Source organism: Octadecabacter arcticus 238 (assembly GCF_000155735.2).
Lineage (GTDB): Bacteria > Pseudomonadota > Alphaproteobacteria > Rhodobacterales > Rhodobacteraceae > Octadecabacter > Octadecabacter arcticus.
In genome coordinates, this window is the sequence record NC_020908.1 from 2,561,489 (window position 1) to 2,574,384 (window position 12,896).

General features: G+C 54.7%; 10 protein-coding genes, 2 pseudogenes and 1 other annotated feature. Of the genes and pseudogenes, 4 read left to right on the forward strand and 8 right to left on the reverse strand.

Going from position 1 to position 12,896, the window contains the following annotated elements:
• Positions 1 to 4: 4 nt before the first annotated feature.
• From OA238_RS13330 to OA238_RS13350, 5 genes are read right to left on the reverse strand one after another with little or no spacing between them, the layout of a single operon-like run.
• Positions 5 to 751 carry an SDR family oxidoreductase gene (locus tag OA238_RS13330; protein ID WP_015495564.1) on the reverse strand — a complete coding sequence of 249 codons (747 nt, stop codon included), beginning with the start codon at positions 749 to 751 and terminating at the stop codon, positions 5 to 7.
• Positions 751 to 2,484 carry an IlvD/Edd family dehydratase gene (locus OA238_RS13335; RefSeq protein WP_015495565.1) on the reverse strand — a complete coding sequence of 578 codons (1,734 nt, stop codon included), beginning with the start codon at positions 2,482 to 2,484 and terminating at the stop codon, positions 751 to 753. Before OA238_RS13335 ends, OA238_RS13330 begins: the two co-directional genes overlap by 1 nt.
• Positions 2,481 to 3,488, reverse strand: coding sequence for a 4-hydroxy-2-oxovalerate aldolase (gene dmpG, locus OA238_RS13340; RefSeq protein WP_015495566.1), 1,008 nt, complete (start codon positions 3,486 to 3,488; stop codon positions 2,481 to 2,483). The genes OA238_RS13335 and dmpG overlap by 4 nt, the downstream gene beginning before the upstream one ends.
• Positions 3,485 to 4,417 (reverse strand): acetaldehyde dehydrogenase (acetylating), encoded by a 933-nt coding sequence (locus OA238_RS13345; protein ID WP_015495567.1) that lies wholly within the window; start codon positions 4,415 to 4,417, stop codon positions 3,485 to 3,487. Before OA238_RS13345 ends, dmpG begins: the two co-directional genes overlap by 4 nt.
• On the reverse strand, positions 4,414 to 5,397 hold the full coding sequence (locus OA238_RS13350; protein ID WP_083906728.1) for a GntR family transcriptional regulator: 984 nt from the start codon (positions 5,395 to 5,397) through the stop codon (positions 4,414 to 4,416). Before OA238_RS13350 ends, OA238_RS13345 begins: the two co-directional genes overlap by 4 nt.
• 97 nt (positions 5,398 to 5,494) lie before the next feature.
• Here OA238_RS13350 and OA238_RS35440 point away from each other — a divergent pair.
• Together OA238_RS35440 and OA238_RS35445 are read left to right on the forward strand one after the other, a co-directional pair.
• Positions 5,495 to 5,701 (forward strand): annotated as a pseudogene (locus OA238_RS35440) (IS3 family transposase); the annotation flags it as partial.
• Between the two features lie 80 nt (positions 5,702 to 5,781).
• Positions 5,782 to 5,890, forward strand: a sequence feature (AL1L pseudoknot).
• Entirely contained in the window at positions 5,849 to 6,643 is a 795-nt protein-coding gene (locus OA238_RS35445) for an IS3 family transposase (RefSeq protein WP_083906729.1), read from the forward strand. Its footprint overlaps the feature before it by 42 nt.
• A 196-nt stretch (positions 6,644 to 6,839) precedes the next feature.
• Here OA238_RS35445 and OA238_RS13370 read toward each other — a convergent pair whose 3' ends face one another.
• From OA238_RS13370 to OA238_RS35050, 3 genes and pseudogenes are all read right to left on the reverse strand, one after another.
• Positions 6,840 to 7,178, reverse strand: a complete 339-nt coding sequence (locus OA238_RS13370; protein ID WP_015495571.1) for a tetratricopeptide repeat protein — start codon at positions 7,176 to 7,178, stop codon at positions 6,840 to 6,842.
• Positions 7,179 to 7,739: 561 nt separating this feature from the next.
• Positions 7,740 to 8,789 carry a helicase associated domain-containing protein gene (locus OA238_RS13375; RefSeq protein ID WP_044036820.1) on the reverse strand — a complete coding sequence of 350 codons (1,050 nt, stop codon included), beginning with the start codon at positions 8,787 to 8,789 and terminating at the stop codon, positions 7,740 to 7,742.
• 27 nt (positions 8,790 to 8,816) lie between these two features.
• Positions 8,817 to 8,876 (reverse strand): annotated as a pseudogene (locus OA238_RS35050) (hypothetical protein); the annotation flags it as partial.
• A 58-nt stretch (positions 8,877 to 8,934) separates the two neighbouring features.
• Here OA238_RS35050 and OA238_RS13385 point away from each other — a divergent pair.
• Positions 8,935 to 10,427, forward strand: a protein-coding gene (locus OA238_RS13385; RefSeq protein WP_085982763.1) for an IS3 family transposase whose coding sequence is annotated in 2 segments (ribosomal slippage) — positions 8,935 to 9,385 and positions 9,385 to 10,427 — 1,494 coding nt in all. Because the reading frame shifts where the segments join, the coding sequence is not laid out codon by codon here.
• 1,154 nt (positions 10,428 to 11,581) lie between these two features.
• A complete protein-coding gene (locus OA238_RS13395; RefSeq protein WP_015495575.1) occupies positions 11,582 to 12,682 on the forward strand; it encodes a glycosyltransferase family protein in 1,101 nt (366 codons plus the stop codon).
• Positions 12,683 to 12,896 lie beyond the last annotated feature (214 nt).

The following is a 12,896-nucleotide window of genomic DNA, read 5'->3' on the forward strand; positions in this document are numbered from 1 at the left end:
AATTTCAGCGACCGCCGCTAACGGGCATCAAGCAGCCAGTAACATAGCTCGAGGCATCCGACAGTAGCCAAATGATGGCCTCCGCCGTCTCTTCCGCGCTCCCAGGCCGGCCCAGTGGCACGCCCGAGGCCAGCCTCTCGACTCGAGCTGCATCGCCTGCCGAAGCGTGGATCTCGGTTGCAATTAGTCCAGGCCGCACAGCGTTAACGCGTATGCCATCCACACCAAACTCCTTCGAGAGGCCGACGGTCAACGTTTCTATTGCACCCTTGGAGGCCGCGTAGTCGATAAATTCATTGGGCGCACCCAGAGAAGCGGCCATTGAGGATACGTTGACGATTGACCCGCCCTCACCGCCATGACGCTTAGCCATCAGCCCGACCGCAGCGCGGCAGCACAGGAACGGGCCTGTGGCGTTGATGGAGAACGTCCGGGTCCAGCGCGCAAGGTCTATCTCCTCAAAGCAACTTACCGGTGGCAGGATACCTGCATTGTTGACCAACCCGTCAAGACGTCCGTATTGCTCGGTAACGTGATCGAAGAGCGCGGCTACGTCACCTTCTTTCGCGACGTCCGTATACCGTGCCTCTGCTGTGCCACCCAGCCTTACAATTTCGTCAACTACGACCTGCGCTTCTGCCTTGCCGCTACGGTAAGTGAGTACTACGTGCCAGCCGTCACGCGCGGCGGCGCGTGCTGCTGCAGCCCCGATGCCTCGCGACCCTCCGGTGACGATTAGGATACGCGACATCAGTGGCTCACTCGCTGCGGGGAAAGCGCACAAGATGCATCGGCGAAATCAAAGTCGCATCCCAAATCGGCCTGCTCCACATGATCGCGATACAACTGCTGGTAACCGCTGGCCACAGACGGCAGGCTCGGAACGAAGTTCTCGGCACGCCTATCCAACTCGTCTGCACCTACGTCGAGATGAAGGCGTCGCTCCGCAATATCTACCTCGATCCAGTCGCCAGACCTGACAAAGGCCAATGGCCCGCCTTCGGCCGCCTCGGGCGCAACATGAAGGATCACAGTGCCATAGGCGGTGCCGCTCATCCGCGCATCGGAGATGCGGATCATATCGCGGACGCCTTTTTCCAAGAGCTTTTTGGGAAGGCCCATATTACCGACCTCGGCCATCCCTGGATAGCCCTTGGGCCCACAGTTCTGCAGCACGAGGATGGATGTCTCGTCCACATCAAGATCAGGGTCATTGATCCGATCGTGATAGTCCTCGATCGAAGAGAAGACGACGGCGCGCCCGCGATGGGAGAAGAGCTCAGGCGATGCAGCGGAAGGTTTGAGCACCGCGCCGCGTGGCGCGAGGTTGCCGCGCAGCACCGCGATGCCGCCCTCGTCTGTCAGCGGTTTGTCCCAGCCACGAATGACTTCTTCGTTCCAGACCTCCGCCGTTTCGACCTGATCCCAGACAGTGCCACCGCTCACGGTGAGGGCCTCGCGATGGAGCAGATTGTGCTCTCCCAAGATCCGCATCACCGCCGGAAGGCCACCCGCGTAGTAGAAGTCTTCCATCAAAAAGCGCCCTGATGGCATCAGATCGACGATGGTTGGTACGCCGCGACCTAGCCGGTCCCAATCGTCGAGACTCAGATCCACTCCCATGCGCCGCGCTATGGCAATGAGATGCAGCACGGCATTTGTGGATCCACCGATGGCGGCATTAACACGGATTGCGTTTTCAAATGCCTCGCGCGTCAGGATATCACCGATAGTCGTACGTGCACGTGTCAGGTCGACGATGCGCCGTCCTGCCATTTGCGACAGCTGCGCACGGCGCGAATCAACGGCCGGAATGGCGGCGTTCTGGAACAAGCCCAGACCCATCGCCTCGACCATCGCTGCCATGGTCGACGCTGTGCCCATGGTCATGCAGGATCCAGCGGAACGCGCGTGACCGGCCTCTGCGGCGAGGAAATCCTCTTCACTCATAGTCCCAGCATTGAGTTCCTCAACCCAGCGAAAGACCGCCGTTCCAGAACCCACGCGCTCGTTCTTGACCACGCCATTCAGCATAGGGCCGCCAGAAACGAGGATTGCCGGGATGTCACAACTCGCCGCGCCCATCACTAGGGACGGTGTAGTCTTGTCGCAGCCTGCCATCAGCACGACACCATCAATGGGGCATGACCGGATAGATTCCTCAACGTCCATCGCCGCGAGGTTGCGATAGAGCATGGCGGTTGGCCGGGTCTGACTCTCGCTGGGCGACAACACGGGAAACTCAACCGGAAACCCCCCTGCCTCGTAAATACCAAACTTCACCTTCTCGGCCAGTCCACGCAAATGCGCGTTGCAAGGCGTCATCTCGGAAAACGTATTGCAGATGCCGATCACTGGACGGCCATCGAACATATCGTCCGGCACACCGCGATTCTTCATCCACGACCGATGCATGAAGGCACTCTTGGAATTGCCCTGATACCATTGGCGCGATCGCAGTGGCTGCTTCTTGCCCCCGCTCATGTCTGAGACCTCGACATCTCGATGGCAACATCAACGATCATGTCTTCCTGTCCACCGACCATCTGCCGCTGACCAAGTTCCACAAGCAGGGAGCGTACGTCCACGTCGTAGCGCTCGGACGCTGTTTCAGCATGTCGTAGAAAGCTGGAATAGACCCCAGCGTAGCCCAGCGAAATCGTATCACGGTCCACTTGTACGGGTCGGTCCATCAACGGACGGACAAGGTCTTCGCCGGCGTCCTGCAGCGCGAAGAGGTCAGCACCATGTTTAAGCCCCTCACGTTCCATGACCGCAACGAGCGCTTCGATGGGTGTATTTCCAGCTCCTGCTCCCATGCCACATAGCGAGGCGTCGACGCGGGTCGCGCCCTCCCGCAAGGCAACAATACTGTTGGCGACGGAGACCGACAGGTTCTGATGGGCGTGAATCCCGATCTGGGTGCCGGGGTCGAGCTTGTCGCGGTAGGCCCGGATACGCTCGGCGGTGCCCGTCATGGTTAATGCACCGCCGGAATCGGTGACATAGACGCAATGCGCGCCGAACCCTTCCATTAGCTTAGCCTGAAGTGCGAGGTCGGCAGGGGTGGACATATGCGACATCATAAGAAAACCGGACACGTCCATATCCAGATTACGCGCAGCCTCGATATGCTGGGCGGAAATGTCGGCCTCAGTACAATGCGTTGCGACGCGTACGGAGGTCACCCCCATAGCGGCGGCCATTTTCAAGTGCTCGATCGTCGCGATGCCAGGCAGCAGCAGCGTAGTTAGCTTAGCTCGCTTGCAATTCTCAGCGGCGGCCTCAATCCACGCTCGGTCGCCGTTCGACCCAAATCCATAGTTCAGCGACGATCCGGCCAACCCGTCGCCATGCGCCACCTCGATGGCATCGACGCCCGAAGCATCGAGCGCAGCGACAATCCTGCCCAACTGTTCGGGTGTGATTTGGTGACGGATGGCGTGCATCCCATCGCGTAGCGTGACGTCCTGTAAATAGATGCTCATCCTACCGCTCCCTTTGATAGTATCCGTTCGGCTGTCCTGAGCGCGGCGGAGGTCATAATGTCTAGGTTGCCCGCATAGGAGGGCAGGTAGTGCGCGGCCCCCTCGACCTCGAGGAACACGCTGACCTTCAGACCGGTAAACCGCATGTCATAATCGGCCAAAACCAAAGGCGCGTTGTCTCCCACCTCCTCGATCTGGACCTCATGTTTGAGCCGATAGCCTGGAACGTAATCTGCTACCTGCGCGACCATCTCGAGCACTGAGGCTCGGATTTCGTCGTGGTTTGCCCTTTCACACAGGCACAGAACCGTGTCGCGCATCGTAATCGGCGGGTTTGCGGGATTGAGGATGATTATCGCCTTGCCGTGCTCTGCGCCACCTACCAATTCGATCGCCCTCGACGTCGTCTCGGTGAATTCATCAATGTTGGCGCGGGTGCCGGGCCCGGCAGATTTCGACGCGATGGCAGCTATGATCTCAGCGTAGCGCACCGGCGCGACGGCCGATATGGCCGCGACAATAGGAATCGTCGCTTGCCCACCACAGGTGACCATATTGACGTTTGGCGCACTTAGGTTAGAATCTAGGTTGACCGATGGTACGATGAAAGGGCCGATGGCCGCCGGCGTTAAGTCAACCCTCCTGATACCCCGATCTGCCAATATTGAATCGTGCTGGGCATGGGCGCCAGCACTTGTAGCGTCGAAGACCAATGCGACACCTTCCGATGCCTCTGAGGCAAGATAGTCTCCAAGCCCACTGCAGCATACGGCGATGCCCAAACGTTGCGCACGGGCAATGCCATCCGACTTAGGGTCGATCCCGATGAGACCCGCGACTTCAAGCGTTTCTGAAAGACGCTTGACCTTTATCATCAGGTCGGTGCCGATGTTGCCCGATCCAATGATTGCGATTTTGTGGCGCTTCATGATTTAGACCCCTTTCCAGTCTTAACGGCGGAAGTGGATCCACCTTTGGGTCGCCTTAGTATGTCAACCTCGGCGGCCTGCATCTCCACGTTGTGCTCACAGGTCGACCCCGGTCGGCCTTCCAACGCGATAGCAACCGCCGAGCGTACCAGTCGCGGCTCAAACTGTGGCTCTACCTGAGCTGTGATTATGAGTGCGATACGAGCATAGTGCTCAGCCAGCAACCAGGCCACGCTTTCGGCATCCCGCTTTCGGCAGGCCGCGAGGATGGCCTCATGCTCAAAACGTGAGCGGTCATAAGAACTCGTTTGACCGATGTAGATCCTCCGGTAGCGCTCTGCGTGCTCGTTGAGTTGAGTTGAGTACTGGATATGTCTCGCACCGGCACTTTGAATGGCAATCATGTGGAACTGTCGGTGCGCCTCGTCAAATTCGAGATAATTCTCTGAGGGGTCATTGGCGCCCATGATCGCCAAGCAATCCTCCATTTCAGTGATGTCTTCGTCAGTGAGATGGAGAACAGACATACGGACAGTTGTGGTGTCTAACTTAATTCGAAGTGCATACAGTTCATCGAGATCCGCCATTGACGTATTGGAAATGACCACCTGCCTCCCACGCTCACAGGAGATAAGGCCTTCCTTCTCGATCAGCCGCAACGCCTCCCTTACGGGCGTACGGCTAAGCCCTAGCTGTTCAGCTATCATTACCTGAGAAACCCTTGATCCAGGAGTAAAAGCGCCTTGAAGTATGGCCTCTTTCAATTGCGAGTAAGCCCCCAACATCCTATTGCTCGCCACTTGGGGACTGCCCACTGAGACGCTTTTATCATCATAATTGTCCGACATGAGGGTAAATTCCTTTTCTAAGATGATTAGATTAATGTATTCTCTTTGAGCCAAGAGGTCAACAATCTGTATACTTTTTGGTCTCGAATTTTGCCTTGAACTTCCAAGAAGTACCACGCCTTGCGGCTCCATCGATATTGCTGCCCACCCGTATGGTCAGGCAAACGGAGGATAAGCGTTGTGAACCAGACCGAGTTTACCGGAGAGCATAAAGCTTGGAAGGTAAGTCATGACAAAAGGAAATTCAGGGAACCGTTTTTCGACAGAAGTGCGTGCGCGCGCAAAGCGTTTGGCGCTTGAGAATGAAGCGGATTATCGGACGCGATCTGAGTGCTTCAGATCGATTTCGAAGAAGATAGGATGTAGCCCCGAAACGCTTCGGGACTGGGTCAACAAGCAGGCGGTTGAAACCGGTGATCGGGAAGGTTTGACACAGTCTGAGTGCGCGCAGATGAAAGAGCTTCAGCGCGAGATCCGTGAGCTGCGCCAGGCCAATGACATTCTTCGTAAGGCGTCAGCTTTTTTCGCGGCGGCGGACCTCGACCGCCTATGGAAGAGATGATCATGTTCATAGACGACCATCGTGAGCATCGTGGCGATTTGCAAGGTTTTGCCGATCGCGCCATCCACATATTACCACCACAAATCGATTGAGCTTGATCCTGAGAAGGCCTCTGCCCGCGCAAAGCGCGATACCTTCTTAATGACCAAGATCCACATCTACTGGGAGAAGAGCAGGAAGCGATATGGGGCCGTGAAAATCTGGCATGACTTGCTCGACGAGGGCACTGTAGTCGCCCGTTGCACGGTTGTTCGCCTCATGAAAAGCATGGGAATACAGGGAATTACACGCGGTGATGTGACAACCACGAAGAGTAACCCTGCCTTGCCGTGCCCTGAAGACAAGGTGAACCGAAAGTTCAAGGCACCAGCACCAAACATCTTGTGGGTTGCTGACTTTACCTACGTCAGAACCGCCGTCGGCTTTGTATATGTCGCGTTCATCATTGATGTCTTCGCGCGCTACATCGTTGGCTGGAAGGTCTCTTCCTCTCCCAATGCCCAGATGGTGCTCGATGCTCTGGATCAAGCGCTAGCTGCGCGTCAACCAGATCCAAAGACCCTTATTCATCATAGCGACAGAGGCGTTCAATACTTGTCGATCAAATACACAGAGCGCCTTGAAGAAGCCAAAATCGATCCGTCAGTCGGCAGCGTTGGTGACAGCTACGACAACGCGATGGCCGAGACAATCGGTGTTTGTCAAAGGTGTTGTCCGCCGATTTCATGCGGCGTCGCTGATTTCAGGGGCGCTGGTTTCGTTTTCTGGGTTCAACCAGACGGGACCTGCGGGTTGCCAGTTTCGGGTTTTTCTTGACCAGCGTTGCGGGTTTTGCGCGCGAGCAGTTGCATAGAGATTGGCACGATTTGTGAGCGTTGCATGATCGTGGCCTGCGTGGCGCGCATTCGGCGTGACGAAGCGGATGGCGCTGTGCAGGTGTTCACTGGTTCAATCACGAACGCCGTTTTGGACCCATCGGATACATCGCTCCAGCACAAGCAGAAAGGAACTTCTATGACAGCCTGAACACTGTTACTATAGTTGCAGAATAGAAACTAAACCGTCTCCGGTAAACCCGGTCTGGTTCACCTTGCCCAGCAGCTAGGCGAAACCACTGCACAGCTTCAGCATCGTCTTGAGGGACGCCTTCGCCGTTACGGTACGCCACTCCCAGATTGTATTGGGCAGAAGCATTGCCTTGTTCAGCTAATGGGCGCCATTCCTGCAATGCTGTCTCGAAATCACCTGATTGAGCAGCCTCAAAGCCTTTATTGAAGTCCTGCGCTGTAGCGACAGAAACGCCTCCAACTAACAGGGTAATGGCGAGTACGAGGGAATGCAGGTGGTTCATGGCTTGGTCCTTCATAATGCTTTTGGGAACCTAACCATCCCAACGCCCAGTTGTGAAGGTGGGGGGGGAATTCGTCATGGAGGGGCTTTGTTGCACAAATCGGCTTGAGGTCAGGCCTCCCCTTACCAAGAACGCATTTGCCCTACAGCCTCAGTCTTGAGGCACCAAAACAAGGCACTTGCGTCGTGCTTGTGGGCTGCTAACATATTGTTATTGCATGATTGCACTCGGACCAAGGTCCCTGGCAAGGCATCGAACCACTCTTATCGGCACCATTTTTACCTATATCCGTGGATCAAGTACCTGATTTGCAAGGAACACGGACCGTGGTCCACGGATTTCACTGCAAGACACTGCAACAATGCGGCTACCGGCCCATTGCTGACCTTGGTGCTTCCTGCAGCGAATGGCGGCAAGGAGCTCCAAGTGATCGATCTTGTAAGTAACGACAGAACTAAACGGAAATGATTGTATATTTTGGGTATTGCTTGCTTTTCCTAGGGTAACGGCGAAAAATTTCGAATTTTTTAAGTGGTAGGATGGCTGGTCTTTCAATTGACCTTAGCCTTTGCGACCGTCCCAAACAAAGCCAATGTCATCCAACCTCTGGCGTCGCTCTGCAGACAGAACCTCTTTTGCTACGCGTTGTCTACTGGCCCATTTATCAAGTCTGTAGCCATCTTCCGTGTGTCCTCTGGGAACCTTGCAGTGGCCTTCACGAGCTTTGAACAGCACCAGTTTGCTGAAACTCTCGTCCCAAGCAGCAGCGTTTCCGTCCCAAACAAAGCCTAAATCATCCAACCTTTGGCGCCTCTCAGCAGACAGCCCCTCTTTTACTGTCCGTTGTCTGCCAACCCACTTGCCAAGCGCAAAACCATCCTCCGTGTGCCTCGTGGGAACCCTGCAGTGGCCTTCACGGTCTTTGAACTTTTTCAGCTTGCTGAAGCCTTCTTCCCAAAACGCAACTATTGCGTCCCACACAAAGCCTAATTCATCCAATCGTTTGAACCTCTCGCCAGATAAGGCCTCATTATTTCTGTTGCGTTGTACACTAACCCACTGGCCAAGCCTTAAATCGTCTTCCTTGTAATCTTGTGGAACATTGCAGTGACCTTCACGGTCCTTGAACTGCTGCAACATACTGAAACTCTTCTCCCAATCATCAGCATGTGGGTCCAACGGAAAGCCTATGTCATCCAATCTTTGTTGCTGGCCTTTCGACAAAGCCTCAAATCTTATCCGTTGATTGCCAACCCACGTTCCAAGATTGAATCCATCTTCCTTGTAACCTTGGGGAACCCTGCAGTGGCCTTCACGGTCTCTGAACTGCAGCAGCGCACTGAAACCCGCTTCCCACGCCGCAGTAATTACGTCCCAAACAAAGCCTAGTTCATCCAATCTCTGCAATCGTTCTGCAGTCAGCTCGTCATTAGTCAGCACCTCACTATTTGATCGTTGTCTGGCCACCCAATTTCCAAGAGCAAAGCCCTCTTCCGTGTGTCCTCTGGGAACCTTGCAGTGGCCTTCACGAGCTTTAAACAGCACCAGCTTGCTGAAAGCCTCGTCCCAAGCCACAGCACGTGCGTCCCACACAAAGCCCAAGTTATCCAACCTTTGGCGCCTCTCAGCAGGCAATGCTGCTTCATTAGGCCGTTGGCGATGAACCCACCGACCAAGTGCGTACCCCTCCGTGCCAATAAGCGTGAGACAATTGACTGGCTAAAGTTTACACTTGAGGGCGTAGGAGAACGAACCCATGGTTATGCCTTCACAATCACCACTTTCGCCAGATGCTGGATCTGGAGCCGTTTTGGCCCCGACGTCGCCTCCCCGCGTTGTTAATGCGCCGTTGGCTCCCACAGCGGAACTGACGAGCATCCCGAAGCGACGCAACTTCACAGCCAAATACAAACTGCGCATTCTGGATGAGACGGACCAAGTGGCAGACACTGGCGGGGTTTCCGCCATTCTACGGCGGGAGGGGCTTTATTCCTCTGCACTGACCGATTGGCGCCGTGCGCGGGCGGCCGGCACATTGGGTGCATTGCAGCCAATGCGCCGTGGCCCACAAAAGGCACCTGCCAATCCATTGCAAGCTGAGCTGGCCAAGGCCAACCGTGAGGTGACAGCCTTGCGGCGCCGTCTGGATCAGGCGGAAGCCATCATTGCCATCCAAAAAAAAGTGGCGGGACTTCTGGACGAGATGGAGCAGACGCAAGAGCGCAGCGGCAAATCATGATGGCCGTCGCGATTGCATTGCCCACCGGCAGCGGCTTGACCTCGGCTGTCTGCGCCGCGCTATCATTATCGCACGCGAGCGTTCTTCGACAGCGTGCGGCGCTGACGGCACCACCACGCACACGCCCACCGCGCGCAGCGTCTTCGCGGGCTCTGCCGGAAAGGGAAAGAGACCAGGTATTGCACCACCTGCGCGAACCCCGCTTTGCGGATCAGACGCCCACAGAGGTCTTTGCCACCTTGCTGGATGAAGGCACCTATCTGTGTTCAATCCGCACGATGTATCGGATATTGGCCGCGCAGGGCGAAGTTGGCGAACGCCGCCGACAGAGCACACATCCCGTCTATCAAAAGCCTGAACTTCTAGCTGAAGCCCCCAATCAGGTCTGGTCTTGGGACATCACCAAGCTGAGGGGCCCGGTGAAATGGTCCTACTTCTATCTCTATGTCATCCTCGACATCTTCAGCCGCCGCGTTGTTGGCTGGCGCGTCGAGCACGCGGAGAGCGCCAGCCAGTTCAAAGAGCTGTTCATCGACGCGATGGAAAAACACGAGGTTCCACGCGATCAGCTGACATTGCATGCAGATCGCGGTGGGCCCATGAAGGCAAAGACGACAGCCCTGATGCTGGTTGATCTTGGTGTGCTCAAGTCCCACAGTCGGCCCCACACCTCAAACGACAACCCGTTCTCCGAAGCCCACTTCAAAACACTGAAATATCAGCCAGAGTTCCCCAAGAACTTTGAAACCATCGAGCAGGCTCGCGCATTCTGCCGCAGGTTCTTTGCATGGTATAACCAAGACCATCATAACGCCGGGATTGGTCTGATGACGCCCGACCAAATCCATTTTGGGCAGGCCCAAGAAATCTACACCGCGCGACAAGCAACACTAGACGCGGCATTCCTCGCCACGCCCGAACGCTTCGTACACAAACCACCAAAACCGCCTCAAATCCCGACCCCCGTCTGGATCAACCCACCAAAACCAACCGAAGAAACCCAAGCCTAAAGTCCAAAAGCCACTGTCTCAAAGTCGTTGACACGTTCCGCCCTGTACATCGAACTTAAGCGTCGCTTCAATGGCGGGAATAATGGTCAACTCTTTCTGAGCCACCGAGACGCTGCAAAGGCGTTGAACGTGGGCAGAGACACCGCATCACGCTATTTCAACGACTTGATCGAGCGCGGCTTCATTGTGGTGACAAAAGGGCATTGCTTGGGGCCAGACGGAATAGGGCAAAGCGCCCATTACCGTCTGACGGAACTGGCTTACGAAAGCAAACCAGCGGCCAGAGAGTTCATGAAGTGGCGTCCTACACCCCGCCCCCCCCCCCGTAGCAAAATCCAACATCTCATGGCAGGAAAATCAAACAGGGGGTGTCGGAAAATCCAACCTTTGGAAGTTCAAATGTCGGAAAATCCTACCACTTTGGGCCCAAAAGGGGCTTCTACCATGTCGGAAAACCCTGCCATATATACATCTAGCCATATACCCCTGACAGTTGGGGAAGCAGAGCAGCGCCTGATCCATGGTCTGGGCCTATGCGGACATGCCGTTGCGCAGGCAGCACCATGACAGACTGGTGACAGTCTACCCGGTGAAACCTTTTGAACGGGCTTCTTAACTAATAGGTAGTTGGCTCCCACCGTGATGTTGCTTGGCGCGGGCTACTGCACGCCGTCTGACGTCTACTTCGGCCGTGACAAAGCCATTCTCCAACAAAGGGAAAGGATCAAACGAAAGACACTCGAAGCCCAGCGCTTGCATCACAGTCAACGCGCCGCATAATGCAAAAATCAGATGAGCCGAACTCTCTCTTAGTTTAAGCCGCCTTTGGTTCCAAAAACCTTGACGACGAACAGCCAAACTGGAGCCTATGGTCCCCTTGAAATCCCGCCAACACCCAAACTTCCGCCTAGCTCACTATTCCCTTCTGACAGGGCCTGCCCAAAAGAATGATACCTAAAATACTGCCCTTGATTGTTATAAGCATTGCTGTTCAGTTCCAAATTCAATTGATGTGAGAGGCTACTGATGTTTGGCATTGATGGCAAACTTGAAGGTAAAGAACCTGGCGCAGCGCATAATAACAAACAGGATGACGCAGTTTATGTTGTTCATCTTGATAAGACAGAATTATTTCAGCCTGACGGAGTCTCTGAATGCCGAATAGACCGACCCTTTTAGCCTATCTAAACGGAATGCCCGATGTTGAGAGTACTTTTCCGGTTCTCGCCCGACTTCATAAACGGGGTAAGGTTAAGGTGCAGGCGCAGGTTTATTCAAAGCTGCTTCGCAAAGAACCCAGACTCGCCCGCGCCTTTCATGACGAAGGTTTTATGCCCGAACCGATGTCCAAATGGCGCATGAAATTGTTCTACAAAAAGGATATCAATGCTGCGGATGCGGTTCTGACGATTGCGGATCCAAATTGGGATTCAACAACCCGTAAACAGCGCGGTGCGCATATCCGCAAGACAGGTCAGCAAAGCATTTTCCTTCAACATGGCGCTTATCAGTTGGGCATAAATGGTTCCTTGAAGGGGCTGCGCATGAACTACTACTCCCAAAAGATTTTGCTCTGGGAGGAGTTGGGTGAGAATATCAAGTTCATTGAGGAAGAAAGTGCCGAACGCGGCCAAGTAGTTGGTTTTACAAAGAAAAACACCCTCCCAAGAAAGACGTGGGGCCCTGAAGTAAACGACTGGGTCGCCCGCCATCCCAAGCGGCTGTTGGTTTGCCAATCCTTTCGCTGGGGTATGGGGCGCTATTCCGACAATAGTATTGCGCATTTCTACAACTTGATGGATGCCCTCCTCAGCAAACATCCCGATGTTGGAATCGTTATCCGCTCACATCGCGGAAAAGTGCGTAAAAATCACCGCAACCATGATAAAATACTGGCCGATACCCACCCGAATGTCATGTTCTCGCATTACTATTCTGGCCCGCTGGCCAAGGCGTCCATTCACGATGCAATTGACCTTTGTGATGCCATGATTTCGCCGACATCAACGACCGTTTTAGATTGTATTTACTCCGGAAAACCAGCCGCCGTATTTGCCGAGGGTTTAGATATTTTTGGTGAGTTACAACAGATTTCGGATCAGGCTACCATTGAAGCGTTTATCGGTTCGTTGGACAAAACGGACCCTGTTTATCAGAAAATACGCACGCGTTTTGGATCCTTAGATGAGAATCTGGATCGTGCCGCAAAAGCGATTGAAGATTACCTTTTTGCAATTCGCACCGTTAAAAATTAGCCACTGCAAAATTTGACTTGGCGATAAAGCTGCTGCCTTGGGTCACGGGCTACGACAAATGTCGCGCCAAAGACCTAGGTTTCTGTTTTCTCAAGCCACAAAAATGAGCCGATTTCGTAGCCGAAGGGGCCTCCAAAGGCGGGGCGAACTTGGTTAGGTCGATCCCTTCCAGGGCTGCCTTTTACTCTTCAATGCTGGGCGTCCGACCGAGGAT